At 42.2% G+C, this 21,518-nt stretch carries 16 protein-coding genes; 5 read left to right on the top strand and 11 right to left on the bottom strand.

The window, feature by feature from the left end; all coding sequences use genetic code 11:
• Window positions 1-263 precede the first annotated feature (263 nt).
• Genes BMZ28_RS16320 through BMZ28_RS16310 form a run of 3 tightly spaced genes read left to right on the top strand, consistent with a single transcriptional unit; the run spans window position 264 to window position 3,376 of the window.
• Window positions 264-1,085, top strand: a complete 822-nt coding sequence (locus tag BMZ28_RS16320; protein ID WP_074824909.1) for an MBL fold metallo-hydrolase — start codon at window positions 264-266, stop codon at window positions 1,083-1,085.
• Window positions 1,086-1,098: 13 nt separating this feature from the next.
• Entirely contained in the window at window positions 1,099-2,352 is a 1,254-nt protein-coding gene (locus BMZ28_RS16315) for an MFS transporter (RefSeq protein WP_047781056.1), read from the top strand.
• Between the two features lie 55 nt (window positions 2,353-2,407).
• Window positions 2,408-3,376: an Acg family FMN-binding oxidoreductase gene (locus BMZ28_RS16310; protein WP_074824904.1), complete on the top strand. Its 969-nt coding sequence runs from the start codon at window positions 2,408-2,410 to the stop codon at window positions 3,374-3,376.
• A 76-nt stretch (window positions 3,377-3,452) separates the two neighbouring features.
• Here BMZ28_RS16310 and BMZ28_RS16305 read toward each other — a convergent pair whose 3' ends face one another.
• Together BMZ28_RS16305 and BMZ28_RS16300 are read right to left on the bottom strand one after the other, a co-directional pair.
• The gene (locus BMZ28_RS16305; RefSeq protein WP_074824898.1) at window positions 3,453-4,415 is read right to left on the bottom strand and encodes a GlxA family transcriptional regulator; all 963 of its coding nucleotides are present in this window, start codon (window positions 4,413-4,415) and stop codon (window positions 3,453-3,455) included.
• 27 nt (window positions 4,416-4,442) lie between these two features.
• Window positions 4,443-5,219, bottom strand: a complete 777-nt coding sequence (locus tag BMZ28_RS16300) for an MBL fold metallo-hydrolase (RefSeq protein ID WP_074824892.1) — start codon at window positions 5,217-5,219, stop codon at window positions 4,443-4,445.
• 735 nt (window positions 5,220-5,954) lie between these two features.
• Between BMZ28_RS16300 and BMZ28_RS16295 the strand changes: the two genes are divergently transcribed.
• Window positions 5,955-6,884, top strand: coding sequence for an omptin family outer membrane protease (locus BMZ28_RS16295; protein ID WP_232036547.1), 930 nt, complete (start codon window positions 5,955-5,957; stop codon window positions 6,882-6,884).
• A 92-nt stretch (window positions 6,885-6,976) separates the two neighbouring features.
• Here the strand turns inward: BMZ28_RS16295 and BMZ28_RS16290 are convergent, their stop codons facing one another.
• Window positions 6,977-9,289, bottom strand: coding sequence for an HAF repeat-containing protein (locus tag BMZ28_RS16290; protein WP_074824885.1), 2,313 nt, complete (start codon window positions 9,287-9,289; stop codon window positions 6,977-6,979).
• Window positions 9,290-10,107: 818 nt separating this feature from the next.
• On the opposite strand from BMZ28_RS16290, the gene BMZ28_RS16285 reads away from it, so the two are divergent.
• A complete protein-coding gene (locus BMZ28_RS16285) occupies window positions 10,108-10,569 on the top strand; it encodes a hypothetical protein (protein ID WP_074824881.1) in 462 nt (153 codons plus the stop codon).
• Between the two features lie 124 nt (window positions 10,570-10,693).
• Here BMZ28_RS16285 and ada read toward each other — a convergent pair whose 3' ends face one another.
• The 8 genes from ada to BMZ28_RS16245 all read right to left on the bottom strand — a co-directional run bounded on the left by ada (window position 10,694) and on the right by BMZ28_RS16245 (window position 21,515).
• The gene (gene ada, locus BMZ28_RS16280; protein WP_074824878.1) at window positions 10,694-11,767 is read right to left on the bottom strand and encodes a bifunctional DNA-binding transcriptional regulator/O6-methylguanine-DNA methyltransferase Ada; all 1,074 of its coding nucleotides are present in this window, start codon (window positions 11,765-11,767) and stop codon (window positions 10,694-10,696) included.
• Between the two features lie 73 nt (window positions 11,768-11,840).
• A complete protein-coding gene (locus tag BMZ28_RS16275; RefSeq protein WP_074824874.1) occupies window positions 11,841-13,055 on the bottom strand; it encodes an MFS transporter in 1,215 nt (404 codons plus the stop codon).
• 198 nt (window positions 13,056-13,253) lie between these two features.
• The gene (locus BMZ28_RS16270) at window positions 13,254-14,444 is read right to left on the bottom strand and encodes a cytochrome c (protein WP_074824871.1); all 1,191 of its coding nucleotides are present in this window, start codon (window positions 14,442-14,444) and stop codon (window positions 13,254-13,256) included.
• Complete coding sequence (locus BMZ28_RS16265; RefSeq protein WP_074824868.1) at window positions 14,441-16,366, bottom strand: NAD(P)/FAD-dependent oxidoreductase; 1,926 nt, start codon at window positions 16,364-16,366, stop codon at window positions 14,441-14,443. Before BMZ28_RS16265 ends, BMZ28_RS16270 begins: the two co-directional genes overlap by 4 nt.
• 468 nt (window positions 16,367-16,834) lie before the next feature.
• Window positions 16,835-19,456 (bottom strand): fimbria/pilus outer membrane usher protein, encoded by a 2,622-nt coding sequence (locus tag BMZ28_RS16260; protein WP_083399710.1) that lies wholly within the window; start codon window positions 19,454-19,456, stop codon window positions 16,835-16,837.
• A gap of 25 nt (window positions 19,457-19,481) precedes the next feature.
• A complete protein-coding gene (locus tag BMZ28_RS16255; protein ID WP_074824866.1) occupies window positions 19,482-20,225 on the bottom strand; it encodes a fimbrial biogenesis chaperone in 744 nt (247 codons plus the stop codon).
• Entirely contained in the window at window positions 20,207-20,953 is a 747-nt protein-coding gene (locus BMZ28_RS16250; protein ID WP_074824865.1) for a fimbrial biogenesis chaperone, read from the bottom strand. The genes BMZ28_RS16255 and BMZ28_RS16250 overlap by 19 nt, the downstream gene beginning before the upstream one ends.
• Before the next feature lie 19 nt (window positions 20,954-20,972).
• A complete protein-coding gene (locus tag BMZ28_RS16245; protein ID WP_074824863.1) occupies window positions 20,973-21,515 on the bottom strand; it encodes a fimbrial protein in 543 nt (180 codons plus the stop codon).
• Window positions 21,516-21,518: the final 3 nt, after the last annotated feature.

The raw sequence follows: 21,518 nt of genomic DNA, 5'->3' as shown, positions 1-21,518 counted from the left end.
TATCTTTTGGAACGTACCATTGATGTTGATATTAATTTACCTCATTGATTTTATTGTATTAATTAAATTCACAATACCTTGGGAATGATAATTGTATGAACTCTATCACTATATCAACCCGCTTTGATTGCATCGCACATTCTTAACTGACTATCATAATTGACACGTTCCAATTATCATCATGAGTGATAAATGGCTAAGTGATGATTGTCTGGTAACGCATCGTTGCATGGTCGATTTGGTAATATTTGAGAGGAAAAATTATGAAGCTCCATTTTTTGGGGTCGTCAGCATCAGAGGGTATCCCTAATCCTTATTGTAAATGTGAGATTTGTCAGCGTGCGCGGATAACGAAAGGTAAAAATATAAGAACCCGTTCAGCCGCTGTGATTGATGATGTCATGCAAATTGATATGTCCCCTGAATTTAGTTATCAGGTAATGCGTGACAATGTTGATGTCACCAAAATTCAGGACTTATTGTTTACCCATACCCACCCAGACCATTTTAACGTTGGGGATCTGTTCAGCCGTATGGAAGGGTACGGATTTGAAATCACTCATCCACTTGAAGTGTTTGGTAATGACATTGCGATAAATGGTTGTCTGGACGTTTTGCCAGGTTATAGCAAAGACAGGTTCAAATTTAATTGTTTGGTGCCGTTTGTTACCGTTGAAACCAGCTCCGGCGCAAAAGTCACGCCGTTGTTGGCGAACCATGCCAAGTGGGAATTTTGCTATATCTATTTTATTGAGAAAGAAGGCAAGACCATGCTTTATGGTCATGATTCCGGCTGGTTCCCTGAACTGACCTGGCAATGGCTGCAAGATAAAAAGCTGGATCTGGTGGTGCTGGAGTGCACCTACGGCTATAACCAAAATCCTCGCACTGACGGACATATGAGTATTGAGACCGTTATCGCCACCAAAGAAAAGATGATTGCTGATGGTACTTATCATTCCGCCAGTCAGTTGGTTGTTTCCCATTTATCCCACAGTAGCGGCTTTATGCACGAAGATCTCGTTAGCATTTTTGAGCCGCATTCTATTGAAGTTGCCTATGACGGATTAATTAAATTAATCTGAAGGAATAATAATAATGCAAAATAAAACGCCACGGCTCTTAATCATGATGTTCCTGCAGTACTTTGTACAAGGTTCATGGAATATGACTATGGGGCTGGTTTTAAGTACCTTTGGCCTGTCATCGATTATTGGTACTTCTTACGCTTTGCTTGGATTAGCGACCATTATTTCTCCGCTGTTTGTTGGTATGATTGCTGATCGCTTTATCTCTTCACAGAAGATTATGGGTGCTTTGCACCTGATTAATGCTTGTGTGCTATTCAGTATTCCTGCTTTTATTGAAGCACAGAACGGTACGATGTTTCTGATGCTACTGTTTGTCGTGGGTATTCTGTTCTATCCGACAACTGCATTGGCCAACAGCATCAGCTTCAGGCACATCAACGGGGTAAAACTGTTCCCGGTTATCCGAGTATTCGGTACTTTCGGTTTTATGTGTATCGGTTTTATTATGGGGCAGATGGGTTTCTCCGGTAGTACCGTAACCTACGAAATTGCCGCTGGTTCTGCGATTGTTCTTGGTTTGTACTGCTTTACATTGCCAAGTACGCCACCAAACGCTAAAGGTAAAAAATTCTCGATGCGCGATCTGCTGTGTCTGGATGCTTTATCCCTGTTTAAGGATCGTAACTTTAGCGTCTTTATGATCTGTACCGTATTCTTGATGATTCCAAAAACCGCCTATAGCGCCTATGTTCCGGTATTCTTGAAGGCATTAGGTTACGACAATGCGGCAACCATGATGCAAATCGGTATTGCTACCGAAGTGGTATTTATGTTTGTGTTGTCGTTCTTCTTAATGCGCTTTGGCTTTAAAAAGATCATTCTGTGTGGCGCAATAGTGTGGATTATCCGTTCATTGTTGTTCTCTTACTCAGCCATTGATGATAACGTGATGTGGATTGTTATTGCATTGATGCTACAGGGAATTTGCTGGGACTTCTTTTTTACTTCTGGTGATATCTACGTTGACCATAAAGCCGGCCCGCATATTAAGGCTCAGGCACAAAGCTTACGTTTTGTTATTTCCAATGGCGTAGGCCTGATGTTTGCTTCTTCGATTTGTGGTTATCTCTTCAATAATACCGTCACAGATAAAACGCCGGAAATTGCTCTGACCCAGTGGCATGAGTTTTGGTATTACCCGGCAGGTGTTGCTGCGGTAGTTTCGGTGATGTTCTTTATTCTGTTCAAAGATACCGACTTAATCTTCAAGAAAAAGGATGAGGTTCAGAAGGGCGCTGTAGCCGAAAACAATGCTAATTAATTCATTATAAATACTTGTGGCTCCTGATGGAGCCACAAAATCAGGGAGTATATTTATGCAGGAGCAAAATGATTGCTTTAAGCAATTGATCGAGTTTGCCACTAAAGCACCCTCAGGACATAACACCCAGCCTTGGAAGTTCAAACCATTCGATAACAAAATAGAGATATATCCAGACTTCGACAAGAAACTGCCTGTTGTTGATAAACATAATAGAGAATTGTTTATCAGTCTGGGATGTGCGACGGAAAACCTATGTATCGCTGCATCGGCCATGCAATATGATTCTGAAGTTAGCATTAGCCCAGAAGGAATTATTACCATCGCTTTGAGTAAAAATACTCGAGCTTCAAATAATGACTTATTCGATCAAGTTCACCAGCGTCAAACCAATAAAAATATTTACGAATATAAGATGATTTCTGATTCGACATTAATACAGTGTGTTTCAGATATTGATGCGATTGCTGGTATAAAACTCTATTTTTGGGAAAAGGATTCAATTGTATTCAAAAAAATCAGCGAGTTGGTATTAAGAGGGAATACCGCTCAGATGCGAGACCCAGATTTTAAGAATGAATTAATCCAGTGGATGCGCTTTAACAAAAAAGAAGTAGAAGTAAACAATGATGGGTTAAGTTACGCTATCTTTGGGGCTCCCAGCTTACCCAGATGTATTTCAAAGCGGATTATTAACTTCTTTTTAAACGATAAAAGCCAAAATTCAAGCGATATAAAGAAAATAGATTCATCCTCCCATCTGATATTACTAACCTCTAGCGACGACACCATTGTTAATTGGATTCACACCGGGCGCTATCTACAACGTTTTTTACTGAGAACCACACAAGATGGCATTGCTCACGCCTATATCAACCAACCTTGCGAAGTTACCTTTTTACGGGAAGAGATGAGCAAAACTCTACCGATTGCACAAGAATCCCCACAAATTTTATTACGTGTGGGTTATGCGAAACCTGCACTCTTTTCAAGACGTCAATCCGTAGATAAGGTCTTGTTATAACCTTTTTGTCCATTAACGATGAGTTATCGTTTTATCTGCCAATTTTAGCTTAGTTACAAATAGGTAAAAAATGATATCAAGATAGCCCATTAATTCCCTGAAACGTCTTACGCCATTCACTGGGACTGGTATTGAAATGGGATTTAAACTGTTGGCGAAAAGTGACAGCGGACTGAAAACCAATATGATCGGCAATTTGTTCAATGGGTAGATTACTGGTTTCTAGCAGTATCTGACTGCGGCGAAGTCGCTCTGTAGTAATCCAATTAGCCACCGTCTGGCCGGTAGCCTTAATAAAATGCCGGGTTAACGTTCGGCGGCTCATTGAGACGAACTGCGCTAATTGCTCGATATCATATGGCTGATTGATGTTGCGCCGTAGATAGTCAAGCAGGGTATTAATGCGAACATCAGCCGTATCCTGTGGAACGGGGTGTTCAATAAACTGTGCTTGCCCACCTTCTCGGTGAGGTGGGACAATCATCCGCCGGGCTATTTGATTGGCAATAAGACTGCCAAAGTGCTGGCGAATAATATAGAGACAGCAATCCAGAGCAGCAGCGGTGCCGGCTGAAGTGAGGATGTTTTGATCCTCAACATATAACGTATTAATATCCAGACTGGCATCAGGAAACAGTTTTTGAAAATCTTTTTCATACTCCCAATGGGTAGCAGCTCGCTTACCACTGAGCAACCCCGCATATCCTAATACAAATGCCCCTAAACACAGTCCTACGATTTTTGCTCCGTTATGGTATGCACTATTCAAACTGTCCAGCAAGATAGCCGATGGCCGTTCATAAACACTGTGCCAAAAAGGTACGACAATAATATCTGCCAGCGGTAACGCATCAAACCCGGCATCGGCAACTAATGAAAAGCCCGAGTCTGATACCACCACACCCGGTATTTCCGCACACATTTTAATGTCGAATAGCTTTTTTCCCGAGATGCGATCGCCAAACAGAATACTCGGAACTGAGAGATGAAACGGGCTAAAATGTGGAGTAACCACGATAGCTACGTTGAGTACTGACATGTTATCACTCCACAAAAATTATGATCATTAACAAATTATCGTTTCGCCATCTTCAGGTATATTCACAGCATCACTGAACTGATTAACAATAACATAATCCTTTAGTTGCTGACGGGTCAGGATACAGTGGTTTATCGCTTCCATATGTGTCGCGATGATTTTCGCTTGCGGTAAGATATGATGGGTTTTCAAAATATCCTCACAGCCCATTATGATTGGACCAAATTCGAGTACGTGTGCCCATCCAGCATTAAGAATTACCACGCCTGGGTTATATATGTGTAAATTCTCTTCCACGGCACGAGTCCAGATACTATCACCAACCAGATACAATGTTTTTTCATTCGGATGTTTAAACACCACGCCAATGGCATCACCGAGTCTAGCCGCCATCTGAGGATTAGCATAGGCTTCATCTGAACCATGTTGGCATTGGGTTTTTATCAGTGAAACGCCATCAAAAGTGGTTAATTCTGTTAGTACGTTTAGGTTAGTAAACCCCTGAGATAGCAAGATTTTTTCATCATTTTTATTTTGTACGAAAATTAGCTTATCTTTAGGAATGAGATGAGCGGCGGCATCATCCCAGTGATCCGGATGTGTATGGGTAACAATAATCGCATCCACATCCAAAAGGGTTTCCAAACTGACGGGCAGCGCCACCATTGGATTACGAAGTTCTGAGCGCACTGTGCCAGGAAAACCCGAATAAGCATGTTTGTCAGCCAACATCGGATCGACTAAAAATCTTTTATTGCCATAGTTAATCAACAGAGTAGCGTTACGGATTTGAGTTATATTCATGGGTATCTCCTGATATTAGTGATATTCATTACTGTATGTCGATCAGAGTAATGTCTAAACATTGGCAGCACTACTGGCAAAAGGGCATAAAACGATGGAATTAGGTCAAGTTACCAATGTAAATCCAACGTCATTCAGAGATTAAGAAATTTGAGTCGGCAGATAAAAGTATTAGCGAGCGTGTATCATGGCATGGCACACGCCTATATCAACCAACCTTGCGAAGTTACCTTTTTACGGGAAGAGATGAGCAAAACCCTACCGATTGCACAAGAAGCGCCACAAATTTTATTACGTGTGGGTTATGCGAAACCCGCACTCTTTTCAAGGCGTCAATTCGTAGATAAGTTTTTGTTATAACTTTTTGGTAAGTAAATGAAGGGAAATGAATAATTTTTCCCATTAATGATGTTTAATTATTGAAGTTGAAAGTATCTATTTAACTAACAATATTCGCTTATCTGGATATAGACAACTTCATGGGCAAACGATTTGACCAATATCAGGTTAACGGCAAGTATTGTTTTAGTTTCTAATTCCAGATTAATGATTAATAGGTAGCTTTGATGAAATGCCAGGTTAGTGTTCTTTGACTCACTTTTTATAATGCGATCCTCCTAATTGATTATATAAAAATCACCAAAATATATGTACTTTATCAAATCATATCTGATAACTTTTTCTTTGGAATAAAAGAAAGGAATATTTAGGACAACAAAAGATAAGGACATGACCATGCGTAAATTAAACATAATCGTACCAATCATTACCATTCCCTTTGCTTTTTCAGCGTTGGCTAATAGCGTTTATTTTACCCCTGAGAAAATATCTATCGGACTTTCTATGGGGTCTCTGAGCGGGGAGGCTAAAGAACGAGTTTATGACCCGGATGACGGTGGTCGTAAAATAAGCCAGCTCAACTGGAAGTATAAAAATGCGGCAATCATAAAAGGTAATTTAGAGTGGGATGTTATGCCGTGGGTATCGATGGGGGCTGGGGGCTGGACAACGCTGGGAAGCAGAAGTGGACACATGGATGACTACGACTGGGAGAGTCCGGAACAAGAACGCTGGACAGATCACAGCAGCCATCCGAATACGAAACTGAATTATGCCAATCAATTTGACGTGAATTTAGCGGGCTGGATATTAAATGAACCCAATTATCGTTTAGGTTTAATCGCGGGTTATCAGCAAAGTAAGTTTAGCTGGACGGCGAAAGGCGGCAGCTTTAATTATGAAAATGGGACGGATATTGGTGAGTTTGAGCCAGGTGTCAGTGTTATTGGCTATAGTCAGAAATTTAAATTGCCTTATGTCGGTCTCACAAGCCGTTATCGCTATGAAAAATATGAAGTGAATGGGGTATTTAAATTTAGTAACTGGGGTAAAGCTACAGATAACGACGAGCATTATTTAAGGACGACAACATTTAAAGAGAAGGTAAAAAATCAAAAGTTCTATTCTTTCTCTGCTGATGCCGGTTATTACGTTACCAATAACGTCAAAGTATTAGTCGAAGGTTCATGGAGCCGGATGCTTAATGCTAAAGGGGATACATCAATGAATGATTACGGAGAAGGTGAGCAGGGTAGCGAGAAAGACTCAGCCGGTATTGAACACAGTAACTACATGGTAACCGCTGGGTTTAAGTATATGTTTTAATCATCTCGGATTTTATCAATAAAAAGCAGAAGGGGCGGACAAGCAGTAAGCCCGGCCGACCTTCTGTTTCATCGTTTTTACCACTTTTAAATTTAGAATGAAAAGCCCATGCTTAATTGGCTGTCAAAGCCATTTGAGCCATACGATTGTTTTTCCCAAGACGTAGTGATCCGTACCTTCATATTGGTGGTGGCTTGATAGCTTAATCCAACCCCAGCATAAGGTCGCGTCCGGCTCTTGTTACCCTTACCATAATCGTAAACCCCTAAATACTCCATGCGGGCGACATATCCGTCACGTTGGTTATTTAAGTCATGACGCAAGCCAACATCACCTTCAAAATTCAATGAAGAAGATAATGGTTGAGTCAGGCGACTCCCCATACCCAAGCTGGTTCGAGTTTCACCCATCCGGTCATATTGTGCAGCAAAGACAGCTCCCTGAGTTTCACGATAGGCACTACGTTCAATTTTGTGGTATTCCAAGCTACCGTAAGGCGTCACTAAAGTGTTATCTAATGCGAGTGTGTAACCGAGTTCTGCACCTACTTTATATCCTTTCAATTCAGAACGTCCCTTGCCGGCTTCGGTATGGCTGAGTATTTCTCGGCGGATATCGATTTTGTCGCGGAGATAGGCGGCACTTAAACGACCATTCCAGCCCGATTCATCAATATTTTCACGGTAACCGACAAAGATACCCATCCCCGGGCGAGAATTACCGGATACCTGATAGTTTGAACCCAAATCACTATGATAGTTGTGATCTAATGTGGCGCCGATCCGCAGCTGTTGATTGAGTTTAAGGCCAAACGTCACCCCGACATTAGCCTGATCGAGTTTCTTGGCTCGACGATAGCCAGTATAGGCACCAACACAGGCATTACCTTGGGTATAAAGACATTCTTGTGCCGCTAATTTATCCAGACGAAGGGACTGGATATCCAATATTTTTTGAGCGCGACTAGCACTTTGATTCATCGCCGTGCGGGTATTATCAACATCAATAGCAATCACTTCTTCACCACCAGAATTGCCATTTCCGTTACCATTGCCATTGCCCGTACCACCACCTTGATTAGGGTCTTCAGCTTTAATGATTTTCCAAATAACCGCGTGTTGCTCTCCGGTTGAGGTATCAGACTGACCGGCAATCACACTGCCATCGGCAGATATAGCGAGGGCACTTGAGTTGCTACCGCCTAGCGTCCCTAAATCAATCATGCCCAAGGTATCGGTATGTTTAAAGGCATGTTCTTCACCGGTAGCAATATTGGCCTGACCAACAATCACACTACCATCGGCAGACATCGCGTTGACAGTAGAGGCCATTCCACCTAAAGTCCCCAGATCAACCATACCGGTGGCATCAGTGTGTTTATAACCGCGCTCGTCATCGGTTGAAAGATATGACTGGCCAGCAATTACACGGCCGTCGGCAGACATGAGGGAAACGGAAGAGTTCCCGCCACCTAAGTTCCCCAGATCAACCATACCGCTAGCATCAGTATGCTTAAAGGCATTGAAATCTCCGCTGGCAGTTTCTGATTGACCAGCAATCACGGAACCATCAGCAGACATCAAGTCAGCATAAGAGTCTGAACCACCTAAGGTACCCAAATCAACCATACCGGAAGCGTCAGTATGTTTAAAAGCATGACGCTCACCAGATACGGTATCCGAGTAACCCGCAGTGACACTACCATTGGCAGAGGTTAAAGAAGCATGAGAGTAGTCTCCACCTAAACTGCCTAAATCCAGCATACCGGTAGCATCGGTATGCTTAAAGGCCAGATAACCACCACCTGCGATATCTGCCTGACCGACAATAACACGACCATCTGCCGATACGGCGATAGCACTTGAGTTAGTTCCACCTAACGTGCCCAGATCGACCATACCCGTCGCATCGGTATGCTTAAAAGCGCGGTTTTCACCGGTTGCGATATCGGCAGAACCGGTGATGACGCCACCATCGGCAGACATCGCGTTAACGTTAGAATACCTACCGCCTAAGGTACCCAGATCAACCATACCGGAAGCATCAGTATGCTTGAAAACATGGTTATCTCCGATGAGAGTATCTGATTGACCAACAATGACCTGACCATCAGTGGATATTAAGGAGACATTAGCACTGCCACCTAAGGTACCGAGATCAACCATCCCCGTAGCCGCTGTATATTTAAAAGCATGGTTTGCACCGGTTGAGGTTTCAGAATCTCCGATAATGACCGTGCCGTCGGCAGACATTAATGAAGCGGAAGAGTAACTGCCACCTAGCGTTGCTGAATCAGTCATTTCGATAGTGTCTGAAGTGGTAGCCAGAGTGGGTAGGGTAAAGCAGGCTAAAATGCTAACAGCGAGTAGTGATTTATTTAAAGAGCAGTATGGATATATATTCATTTTTCTATTTTAATTCCCTTAAAATTTATTAGAATATCTCTATAATTATTTGCCGCCATCATGTCTTATATGTCACCAACAAATTTACACTTTAGATTCTGGTATTAATCTAGCTCTGGCCCGTGTTTAGTGGTTTCTAAGGCGAGATAGGGCTTATTTGATGGAAAGCAACGCATTTAATACGGGCGAGCGACTATAATCCTTAAATATTATACATGGGGGTAAACCTTGGTGAAACATTAAGTTACCTGAAGCGATAAGATAAGCCATTATATTTTCCATTTAGAGAAACTCGTCACATTAAAATATAGGTTGCTGTATTGTTTCGACTGAAAAACGTTGTATTGAGTGATATCAAGTTGAGTTAATATATACTACCTATAAAAAACATGGCAAGTTAGGCAATTAATATATCATTATAAGTCTGGTGTAATTAGAAATTATATAAAACCATCTTTTAATATATATCGATAAAAGTGATGTTGATTAATAAAATTCATTCCTAAATAAATTGATTCACCAGATTATTAAAATATATTCCAGTCATATTAAAATGAATTTAATTTCATATTTTCTAAAAGCAAAGGAGTTATTAAATAAATTTATAAATGTTAATAATATGTGATTTAAAATTCATATTGAGTTTGATAAAAATAAGATATAGGATCGAAATGGGTGTTTTTCAATTGCTAATCCTTAGGGGTGAGTAAATATAATACCTATATTTGGTTGGTTTAAATATAATATGAATCAAGAACGTTCTTGGGGATTTCATCATATTTTATATAGTTATGATTGATTTTAAAGGATTTTAACCAATGAAAAAAATAGTGCCTTTTTTAGTTGTATCATTAGCTGGTTATGTTGGCAGCGTGACATCAGTATTTGCTACCGCCTCTGAATCAGCAGCATTAAAACCAGTTATTAGTTTATCGGAACTGTTCGCTGAAAAATCCAGCATATGGCAAACCTATCCAGATAATGATAATTACGTTTTTGACCGCTCACAAGAAAACTATGTTATCGCGGCTAAACGTGCGGATGGTGTTGTTGCTTTGGTTAATAAACAAGAAAGCTATATGACACCAGGGAAAATGGTATTAATGGGAACGTATTTCCAGTGCGGTAAAATGATAGATGCATCATTTAGCGTGGAAAACGCTGAAGAGCTTGCACAGGAATTTGCTGCTCCAGCTATTGATAATTCTGAGCGCCTTCGTGGTTTTGATGAAAGCATGCCTGTTCATGATTTGTATCTAGTTGCCTGTTCTAAAAATTAATTATCGTCTTAAGACTAGCTTATCTTATCGGAGTAAACGATAGGGTAGGCTTTTCAGATGATTGACCGTATTTAAACAATGCTGTTCGTTGGTCGTGAGTGATTAATCAACGAGTAAATCATTTTCACTTTTCCGTTTCTCTATCAAGTAACTGACGTTTTCGCTCAATGCCCCAACGATATCCTGAAAGGTTACCGTCCAGTTTCACAACGCGATGGCAAGGAATGGCGACGGCAATTGAGTTTTGACCGCAGGCATTTGCCACGGCACGAACAGAACGCGGACTGCCGATCATTTCAGCTAACTCAGTATAACTGACGGTTGTCCCAGCCGGTATGGTGAGCAGCATTTTCCAGACGCGTTGTTGAAAGGCGGTACCTTGAATATCTAACGGCAAATCGAGCGCAGTATTCGGATTTTCAACAAACTCAATTACTCTGGCAACAATATGTTCAAATTCAGTATCGCCACCGATTAAATCAGCGTTGGGAAATTTGTCTTGTAGGTTATTTAGCAGTTCCGTCGGATCATTACCAAATGAGATGGCGCAAATGCCTTTTGGTGATCGGGCGACTAAAATACTGCCTAATGAACATTCAGCGATAGCAAATTGAATTTTTGTATTTTTGCCACCTTCACGATATGCACCCGGCGTCATACCTAAAGAACGATCCGTTGCGGCATAGAACCGGCTGCCAGAGTTAAAGCCGGAGTTATATATCGCATCGGTTATGCTTTCATTCTGTTTAACCAGCTCATGTTGCATATTCTTAATTCGAATAGCGGTACTAAACTGCTTTGGTGTGACCCCGGTAATTTTTTTAAATTTCCGATGGAAAAATGAGGGGCTCATAGCTACCCGTTTCGAGAGCTCTTCTAAATTTATAGCCCCATCCATTTGTTCAATGATCCGGCATGCCTTGGTTATCAGGCGGGAGTCTCTTTCCTGATTAGATTCACCATTGGGCTTGCATCGTTTACATGCTCGGTAATGATGACGTTCAGCGAGCTCACAGCTATCGAAAAATTCAATATAATCAGGATCGGGTGTTCTGGCTGGGCAGGTTGGCCGACAGTATATTCCAGTCGTTTGAATGCCATAGACAAAATGGCCATCTGAATTTGGATTTTTGTTTTTTACGTCCAACCAACGAGGATCGTTTTCGAACGATGGAATATTATTTTTTCTTCTGACCATTAATCAGGTACCTCAATGACTAAACGAATTATTCAGAATCGGAACCGCTCATAGCGCTATCTTATCACGCGATTTATACCGCCTCATTTAAGTGATGAAGCCGTGGTACTTCCGATATAAGTAGAATAATAAGCTGTATGACGAAGCCAATAACGGCAACCCATAAACAGCTTTCCACGCCATAATTAACGGCGAGTAGCGCTGCAATGGCGGAACCGATCGGCCTGGCTCCAAACGTTGTGGTGAGAAAAAAGGCTGAAACTCTGCCCATCATATTTTCAGGCGTAACGGATTGTCTTAAAGATACGGTTATGATGGTCCAAATTGTTGGGCCGGCACCAAATAAGAAATAACTGAAACCAGCCAAATAAACATAAGGAAAACAAATTGTTAATAGCATCATGATGGCAGCGATTAATCCTCCCAGAGGGCCTAAAACAATCATCAGGCCATAAGGCATAATCGGTACCAAGTATTTTAAGCTAAATGCACCTGCGATCATTCCCATCCCATAAATACCAATGGTGAAACCTATTTGAGCTGCATTCAACTCAAGACGGGTTGCCGCATATGCCACGTAAATGCCTTGCACAATAAACCATGAAATATTGAAAAACACCGCAGTGAGCAAAATAGGGCGAAGATATCTGTGGTGAATGATAAAACCAGCACTTTCAGCAAGGTCTTGCAAGATATGTCGGTTTACTTTGGCTTGAGGTGCTTCTTTAGGTAAAGACATCAACAGCATAAATGCCAGAATCGACAACGTAGTCGCCACAATATAAGCGACGGGTGCTCCAATATAACCGACAATAGCTCCACCGAGTGCTGGGCCACCCGAATAAGCGATACTTCTGCTCAGTTCAAGCCAACGATTAGCTGAGATTAAACGACTCTTAGGAATAAGGGTAGGAACATAAGCTGGCGAGGCAACGTTATAACAAACGGTACCGATAGCCCCGATAAAACCGAGTAAAGATAAGAGTATCAGGGACATTGAGCTTGAGATTAAAAGTAAAAATAGAGTAATTAGAGATATTGCCCTCATTATTTCCGCGCCTATCATTAAATTCCGCTTTGAAATACGGTCGACAATGAGACCTGCAGGAATTGATAACAGTAGGAAAGGGAGTGTTTGACTGGTTTGTATCCAGGCTGTTTCACTGGCGGTTGCTGAAAGTAACAATACTGCGACAAGGGGGGCTGCGGACAGCGCGATTTGTTCAGCAAACTGAGCAAATAAATTAGACCAAGAAATTTTTTTAAAGTTATTATTTATTAGAAACATGTCACTTCCCTTCAATCAGGGTAAATAGTTTTTCATATTCTAAAAATAAAGCTTATTCGCTCACTATCTGTTTCTTGCTTTCTAGTTTTAAAAATTTCAGGTGATTAAAAGCAAAGAAGATAGAGACGTTGGGCGGTGGATCACCGATGGGAACCGGGGTCTTCGAGACCCCGGATGTTGAGATGTTGCCAGAAAATATTACTTATCTTTGGTGGCTTGATTAACCTCAGATAAAGTCACCAATGGCGCACTGTTTCCCCATGAGTTACGGATATAGTTCAAGACATCCGTCATTTCCTGATTGCTGATAACGCCTTTATATCCCGGCATTTTATAAGAGATATGCCCTTCAGTACGCGGTGTGTCAGCGCCTGAATAAACAACGTGAATCAAATTCAGCGCATTATCCCGTACAATGGCTGGATTATTAGCCAGCGATGGAATCACATTGGCAACCCCTTTACCATCCAGACCATGACAGGTTGAGCAGTAAGTCTGATATAAACCTTGAGCTTCATCATAATTCGCTAACGTTGCTGCTGGTTTGGCCTCAGGCGCTTTGTCACCGGGCAACGCGTTGAGATAGACGGCAATACTTTGTAAATCAGCATCCGAAAGGTATTGGGTACTGTAGGTGACGACTTCTGCCATTGGCCCTGCTAGCGATTGATGCTGACTACTGCCGGTTTTTAGCAGATCAACCAATTCCGATTGACTCAGTTTATTTCCGCGAATATCCGGGGCATACCAACCGTCAATTTCGGCGCCGGAAAGAAACTCGGGCGCTGTTTGAGTCATGGCTTTTTCTTGAAATGCCAGTCCCCTCGGCGTATGGCAGGCGCCGCAGTGACCAAGTCCCTGCACCAGATAAGCACCGCGATTCCAATCTGCATCACGCTGGCTGTCTGCGACAAAACGTTGGTTTTCGTGGAACATACCGTTCCAGAGACCTAATGGCCAACGCATACTGAGTGGCCAAGGAATATCACTTTCACGATTAGCTACTTTTTCTGGCGTGACACCCTGCATAAAATAGTCATACAGTGCCCGCATGTCTTCTTCGCTAAGCTTGGCGTAGGCGGTGTAGGGCATGGCGGGATAGAGATGACGACCATCTTTGGTTTTTCCCTCGCGCATTGCCAGATCAAAATCATCAAAGCTGTAATTGCCAATACCAAACTCTGGGTCTGGTGTGATATTGGTGGAGTAAATCATGCCAATAGGCGTCTCCATGGGTCTACCACCGGCAAAGTCTTTACCGCCAGCGGCGGTATGACACGCCACACAGTCTCCAGCACGAGCCAGATATTCGCCTTTGGTTACATCTTGTGCTTGAACCTGAAACTGTAATCCACCGCACAGCAGGATAGTTAAGAGAGTACGCTTCATGCGGCACCTCCAGCAGATTTGGTTGTGGTTATTGTGGCAACAATTTCTTCGACTGCTCGCCATCCCTGATCGATAGCGGAATGGGCATAAGGGCTCCAGTCGGCATCAGAGTTGGCTATGAAAATATTGCCAAACGGTTTCCGCGCGGTTTGAATGATTGTTTCGGCCTCATTCTCATCATCAAATAATGAATTCACCGTATAAGAGTAACCATGTGACCAGCGGTTGACGGTAATTGCCAAAATATCGCTTTCATGATTGAAACCAGCGTCACCTAACATTCCTTGCAACTGCTCGCGAATCATTTTTTCATGGGCAGAGAACGGCATCGCTAACAGCGTGGTTCGGCCCATTCTTGATTGCTCACGTGGCGATAATGCACTGCCCGGCATGGTCGGAACATAGACCATATGTAGGCACATTGGGGAATCGGGTGACTTGGCGTGTTCATATCCCCCCATACTTACCGGATAATCGAGTTTCACACGACTGTACGGTGCCGCAGGGGAGTAAACTTCATGAACCCCTAATTTCACAAACGGCTGCCAATTTTTAATCACCACTTTGGTATAAACCAGTGGTGCCTTCACATTTTGTCTTAACGCATTCTTCTGGACATCCGGCATGGATGGCACCAAATAAGGAATCATCATGTTATAACCGGCCATAATGACTTTATCGGCGCGAATTTTTCTGAGTTTGATATTTTCAAACAGGTAAGTTACGTCTACCTTATTATTGGCTACGTTTTCCGTATGTAATACTGCCGAATTCAGGCGTAATCGTACGGCTGAGTCTGGTTTATCAAGCTGTGAGTAATCAAATTTTGCCTGTACCACATCGTACATGTCATGGCCTGGCGCAACGGCAGGAATCAGACGGCGAACCAGCAATCGGGTCAGTCCGGCATTTCCATCAGGGAAGTGATAAATATAAGGATCGTCCAACTCCGATTGTTCTTCAGCATCGAGTGGCGGAAGATTCAGAGCACCAAAACCCGGTAAAGCACAGAGTCTGGCATCTTCACATGACGTTGAGTCAATGCCTACAGCCTGGAAATCATTGGTTTTTTGCTGGAAGAATTTGATGGCTTTTGGACTAAGTTTAACTTTATCGCGTAAGTAGTGGGTATAACTATGGCTGGCGATATATTCAACTTTCTCATCCTGAGACATACCACTCAGGTAATCGACGGTTTCTTCATGTAGGGTAATCAGTGCTTCTTTATCCGCCTCCGGTAATGGAAAGTCGGAGATAAACTCTCGATAGCTGCGGCCATTTAATCGATTGGGAGGAATATCATCAGCTACGTTACGCCCCGGATCGCCGGCAACCACTTTATTGATGCCAAAGTTTTCACGATCAAAATATACGCCGCGGCTTAATCCCAGATCGGGATAAAATGTTTGTTGAAAGCTGTTACCTAAACCATCGACATCAACACCAAGGGCTTCGATAAGTCCCATAGCGACTTTACTATAAATGGATTTTGGTGATTGCAGTGATTCACTGCCGCCGTATCCCAGCACGGTACCTTCAGGGGTGGTAAATTCATTACGTTTGGCGTGTCCGCCAAAATCATCATGGTTATCAAGTAATAATATTTTTTTATCTTTACCCATTTGTTGCTGGTAGAAGAAAGCGGCAGCTAAGCCACTAATACCAGCACCGACTACCACCAGATCGTACTCTTCCTCTACGGGGATATCGACATAATCATATTTTTTGCCGCTGCGGGCGATAGCGTGAGCGCTCTCAAAAGAACCGTTATGATTACCACGTAATCCTGTTAATTCAGGAGGATAGTAAAGAAGCGCCTTGTTTGCCAGATCGGGAGAGGCTTTTAGCATTTGTATGGGTGCCATTCCAGCTACTACGCTTAAAGCAACACCATTAAGAAAATCTCTGCGGGTTATGCCCATGATTATTTAATCCTAAAATAATAAACCTCTTGGCACTGGCCGAGGTTATCAATGTCAAACCGTCATAGTTTGTCTGTGGCAACTAAATGTTTAGACGAGTATGAACATCAGTTATTTGTTGTGACCAAAGTATCTTTCGGGTCAACCGATGGTCTGTTTGTTATGAAATAAACAACATAATGATAAGCTAATTAGAAGTTTTTGTTAAACTTATTGATGTATTTGATGGAGTAACAGATGCTTTTCCATTTAAATAAAAGAACAATCGGGGAGATCGGACGTTCCCCCGCATAAGATATAAGTGACAGTGTAACTGAAAGTGGTAATTTTTTGTATTGCCACATCTCGGTTAAACGGAATGTGTGTGGATATTCCGTTAACGACTCCATTTTAAATAATCGCGGCGGGTAAAATCATGGAACGTGATAGCACGAATGTGTAGCCTGTTGCCAGGCTACAATCAGGTCATTATTTATCTGTGATTGAATGACAAGTTAGGGTGAATTGACGCACGGATGAATACTGATTTTCAGGGATATTGGCAAAATCAAAATCAGCTACGCAGGATTGGTAAGCATCAGCTCCCCACGTTACATCAATTCGACCTGTTTCAGGCATACCACTAAAATAAGTTTGGCCATTTTCACCCACAATGCTGCTATTGATATCCTTCGGGTTTTTAGGGTTTTTAATTGAAGCAATGGCACCTAATGGTAATGGTCGATCGGTTTGTAAATTGATTAAAGCCTGATAGCCTTTACGAGTATCAAATTTTGCCTTAACCACAGCACCTTTTGTTGGATACAGATTGACTGAGGTTTTGTCCGGCATGACATTTTCAGGCAATGTATTGAGATTCAAACTGACAGTATTCTTATTATAGTCAATCAAATAGGGGCTAACAGCATAGCCAAATTGGTTGATTGCGGCATTGCCATTACTTAAGGTGGTACCATCCGCATCAGGAGCTTCAATCAGAGCAATGCTATTGCCTAAATAACGACTTAAGGTTAAACCGCCGGAATGGGCTACCATCCCGCCATTGGTATTCATATTAATGGATCGAGTATTGCGCCCATAGCTATAACCACCGCCAACATCGCCGTAGTCTCCCATATAGCCAATGTTAACCGTGCCATTATTGCCCTGATCCTGATTGTCATGACTTTGTGTCAGGTTATAGGTGAATTTGTTATCCATCGCATAACCATTAACGCCGAGCTGTTGACTATTTCCGCCCTGATTATCATGCGTGATTTGATAGTTGCTACTGATGTTTTGCCACGTTTTCGCCGGACTGAATACACTCAATGGCACGTTAACACTGAACATAATCTGGCGATTTTCTGGCCAGTCGCCATCACCCTTTGTTCGGTTAATACCGTAGTTTAGGTTATAACTTATTTCCTTAAGACTGCCGTTATACCCCAAAGAGAGGTTGGTAATCGTTTCGTTTTTCCCCCAATAATCATTGCGGGAACCCTGTATATAAATGGAACCCCAACCGCCTAAAGATTGGTTAATCGAGGTTTGAAAACTATTCCGTTGACGTTCGTTTAACCAAGGAGAAACATCTTCTTTTAGGCTATAGCCACTATTATTAAACTCAGTAAAGTTGTAATAATTTTTTGTCGAGTAGCGTAGTGCCGTCAAGTCAACGGATGTGCCTGTGGTAAGTAAATTTTTTGAATAACGTACTCGGTAAGATTGACCGACTTGTTTTTCATCATTAATGGTTGCTGTTGCATGGGTCACGTCTGATGATAAAGCACCAAATGCGCCTAATGAAACGCCGGCACCCGCCACCCCAGCCCAATAATCTTTTGCTGCAATGCCTCCGCCATATAAGGTTACAGAATGGGGAAGGCCATAAATTAGCGAGCCTTGTAAAAACTCCGACTGTTTAGAATCCGTCGTGATTCCACCATCATAGCGCCCGGCCGTTACTTCATACTTGACACTCCCTGAACGTAACATCACGGGAAGGGTAGAAAATGATTGAGTAAAGGTGCGTACCGTACCATCTTCTTCAGTAATGGTGACCTCAAGATCGCCAGCTGTACCGGTAGGATAGAGATCTTTAATACTGAATGCGCCAGGAGCCACATAAGTTTGATAGACGATATTGCCATTTTGGCGAATGGTGATCCTGGCATTCGATTGAGCAATGCCGTTAATTTGCGGGGCAAATCCACGCAGGCTAGTAGGTAGCATCTGTTCATTCGATGCCAACCTAACGCCTTTGAAAGGAATACTGTCTAATACATCATTTTGAGTACTGTTTTCACCAACCAGAATTTCAGACTTCCAGGGTTGGATATCACGCATTAAATAAGTATTTGAGAAATTGGTTTTATCCGTTCTATAGGTATTCCCTTGATGTTGAGAAGATGAGTAGTTGTAAGTCATATTGCTACGCAGGCGCCAGGCTGAAAGATTAGCGCCGCCCCGGACACTGGCAAAAAGATTATTGTTCTCAGTGTTAGGCGTCCCATTCTCGCTTTTCAGCCATTGCTTGCCGCCGCTTAATTGATAATTCAGTAGTAACGCGGGAATCCCCTGATCGAGTAAGCTGGGATCGACATATCCGAGGTGATCTGGCTTCATGGCAAGCTGCGGAATGCTGAGATTTAAACGCAGTTTTGGCATATCAAAAGTGATTTTGGCATCAGTAATGTATGAGGCTAAATCCATAATATGTGCATCAGGCGGCAAGGCTTTTAACGCCGGGAATGCATCAATATTGACCCCTAAATCTGCCAATAATTTAGGGGTTATCTCTGGAACCACATTACCTTGCGGATCTGGCGTAAACTGAATCTCTCTGTTACCTGAATCTTGTTGATTGATAAGTAATGTCACCATGTAACGTCCAGCTGGCGTGTGCTCTCGTTTGGTAAAAGACGACAGATCAACCTGACTTGGATCGGTACCCTGCGGCAAATTAAGCAAACTCGGATCAAAATAATCTTCTGCATATGCTAATGAGACGGTACCCATCAATAAAGCAATCAGCGATATCCGATAGGGAAGCTTGGCATTGGGAAAGTCTCCCTGAGAAATATATAACGGTGCCGTTAACTTTTTCATGATGATTTTTTCATTATTACGCAAATTAAAGAGGTCTTAGTTCTGCTTTAGTGGCAAGGGCATATTCATTCAACAGACGCCACATAACGTTACCTGTGACATTTTTAGGTAAGGAATAACGTTGTTCGCCAAAAGGAGGAACCATTTTGTAAAGCTCATCATCCGCCACGGTATAATTGCCGACTTGTAGGGTGGCAAATGTCATATAGAGCGGGGAAGGATTACTGACAATCAATTGCTCCCCTTCACGCCGGAAGGTTGCTTGATCTGCGATCATATCAGTACGTAGCATTTCTAATGCTGATGGGCGATAAAGGAGTTTTTGATAAATGATCGGACTCAAAACAAATTCCCCTTTATTTTCGGACTGCTTGTCCGTTGCCGGTATGGCTTTTAAGGCAACATAAAAAACGGACTCTCGATCTGTGGTTAATCCGGTTTTGCTGACTTGTTGGATTCTCCAACGATAGCGCTCACCTGACTCTAATCGATGTAGAGGTGGCGTTATAACAAAGGGTTGATTTACTGCTGATGCGTTTTTCTCTGTAGGTAAACCAGATTGTGCATCGGTAGGTACAATCCAGCTTTGAATAAGAAAAGGCGAGGCGTTGCCATTTTCCAATTCAACAAAGGCGCCCGCTTTATCCTTTTCCAAAAATACGATGCGCATATTTGAAAATTTAAAACCGCCTGCATCTTTTGCATAAACGGGTAAAGCCTGGTTTAACACCAAAAAGACGATAATGGTGATTAATCGACGAAACGGCATGTTTTTTCTCCTGAAACAATGGAATATTGGTAATGTTGAGTTATGCCGCCATAGTCATTAATGGCCTGCAGATTTATCTGCTTACTCTTTATCGTGCTTTTGATGAGCTGCGCACTTTTAGGCGCCAGCATTAATCCGCTGATATTAGAAAGGGGGACGCCATTGCTCCAGGCTTTATTCACTGTGATGTAATAAGGCGTGGGATTAATAAAGCAAGTTCCCTGTGGCGATGCAGTGAATTGCAACTGGCTTACCGCTTGTTCATAGGACATGGTTAGACCTTGCGGGCGATAAAAAAGCTTGATCACTAAACGTGTTGCAATGGATAGTTTTGCCGTATCTTGAGACTGCTCTGTAGGTTGTTTGGTCGCCGGGATTGCGGTCGCGCTAAAATAAAATACTGACTCACGATCCTTGGGTAATGACTGAGTATCCTGCGGTATTAATTTCATCGCATGTTGGCTATTCGCCTCAAGACGAAATAGAGGCGGTACAATTAAAAAAGAATCAGAATTTGGTCCATCAATATTATTATTCTGAACTCTGGCTTGGATCAGGTATGTTTTTTCACTGTCATTTTGAATCGTTATCATTTGGCTTTTTTGTGATGATTCAAAAATAACTCGGCTTTGATCCAAACTGATATTAGCTTGAGAAGTAAGCGGTAATAAAAATAGAGGGATCAAAAAAACGCGCTGCCGCGTATTAAGCTTCGTTATTTTTCGCATTGTGATTAAAACCTTATATTTAATTTGTTACAACGGTAAACGTTATTGAAGCTTTAAAATCACCAGCACCAATACCGGTTGTATTTTGACACCCTCCGCAGGAAAGGGCGGCGGTTACAGTATGTTGATCGTTTTCTGTTGAACTGCTGGTTAATGTCCAAACACTATCTCCGGCCGTTTTAGCCAAGCCATCGGAGATAAGTTTGATACCAACACCGCTTGAACTACCGCTGTCTTTAAATAGTTTTTTACCATTGATCGTCGTGGAGTTACCTGAAACAACGACAGTACTACTATTTCCTAAATTCCCTGTTCCAGTACATTCGCTGAGCGTTAATATAATGTCTCGATTTAACATATTTGTGACCCCAGCATCATTTTTAACTATGTTATTAGCCTGAACATAACCATAGTTTATTTCTGGTTCTGACACCGAGACTTTGCAGGTTCGGGAATAAAAACTTGCTTCAAATGTCACATTAACGGAATTAGTTGCGCTTAAACCGAGCGGGGAAAAGAGCCCGCAAAATAATAAAAAAATAATTTTTTCATGCAAAAACATATT

Origin of the sequence: Pragia fontium DSM 5563 = ATCC 49100, from assembly GCF_900112475.1 — a bacterium.
GTDB lineage: Bacteria > Pseudomonadota > Gammaproteobacteria > Enterobacterales > Enterobacteriaceae > Pragia > Pragia fontium.
Note: the sequence above shows the minus strand (reverse complement) of the source record. Positions and strands in the feature narration are given on the sequence as shown.

What these genes read in the sequence shown, in the direction of transcription:
- BMZ28_RS16315 (WP_047781056.1), top strand. Translation starts at nt 1,099, where the DNA reads ATGCAAAATAAAACGCCACGGCTCTTAATCATGATGTTCCTGCAGTAC.
- BMZ28_RS16260 (WP_083399710.1), bottom strand. Translation starts at nt 19,456, where the DNA reads ATGAAAAAGTTAACGGCACCGTTATATATTTCTCAGGGAGACTTTCCC.
- BMZ28_RS16290 (WP_074824885.1), bottom strand. Translation starts at nt 9,289, where the DNA reads ATGAATATATATCCATACTGCTCTTTAAATAAATCACTACTCGCTGTT.
- BMZ28_RS16265 (WP_074824868.1), bottom strand. Translation starts at nt 16,366, where the DNA reads ATGGGCATAACCCGCAGAGATTTTCTTAATGGTGTTGCTTTAAGCGTA.
- BMZ28_RS16285 (WP_074824881.1), top strand. Translation starts at nt 10,108, where the DNA reads ATGAAAAAAATAGTGCCTTTTTTAGTTGTATCATTAGCTGGTTATGTT.
- BMZ28_RS16305 (WP_074824898.1), bottom strand. Translation starts at nt 4,415, where the DNA reads ATGTCAGTACTCAACGTAGCTATCGTGGTTACTCCACATTTTAGCCCG.
- BMZ28_RS16295 (WP_232036547.1), top strand. Translation starts at nt 5,955, where the DNA reads ATGCGTAAATTAAACATAATCGTACCAATCATTACCATTCCCTTTGCT.
- BMZ28_RS16275 (WP_074824874.1), bottom strand. Translation starts at nt 13,055, where the DNA reads ATGTTTCTAATAAATAATAACTTTAAAAAAATTTCTTGGTCTAATTTA.
- ada (WP_074824878.1), bottom strand. Translation starts at nt 11,767, where the DNA reads ATGGTCAGAAGAAAAAATAATATTCCATCGTTCGAAAACGATCCTCGT.
- BMZ28_RS16300 (WP_074824892.1), bottom strand. Translation starts at nt 5,219, where the DNA reads ATGAATATAACTCAAATCCGTAACGCTACTCTGTTGATTAACTATGGC.
- BMZ28_RS16245 (WP_074824863.1), bottom strand. Translation starts at nt 21,515, where the DNA reads ATGTTTTTGCATGAAAAAATTATTTTTTTATTATTTTGCGGGCTCTTT.
- BMZ28_RS16250 (WP_074824865.1), bottom strand. Translation starts at nt 20,953, where the DNA reads ATGCGAAAAATAACGAAGCTTAATACGCGGCAGCGCGTTTTTTTGATC.
- BMZ28_RS16270 (WP_074824871.1), bottom strand. Translation starts at nt 14,444, where the DNA reads ATGAAGCGTACTCTCTTAACTATCCTGCTGTGCGGTGGATTACAGTTT.
- BMZ28_RS16320 (WP_074824909.1), top strand. Translation starts at nt 264, where the DNA reads ATGAAGCTCCATTTTTTGGGGTCGTCAGCATCAGAGGGTATCCCTAAT.
- BMZ28_RS16310 (WP_074824904.1), top strand. Translation starts at nt 2,408, where the DNA reads ATGCAGGAGCAAAATGATTGCTTTAAGCAATTGATCGAGTTTGCCACT.
- BMZ28_RS16255 (WP_074824866.1), bottom strand. Translation starts at nt 20,225, where the DNA reads ATGCCGTTTCGTCGATTAATCACCATTATCGTCTTTTTGGTGTTAAAC.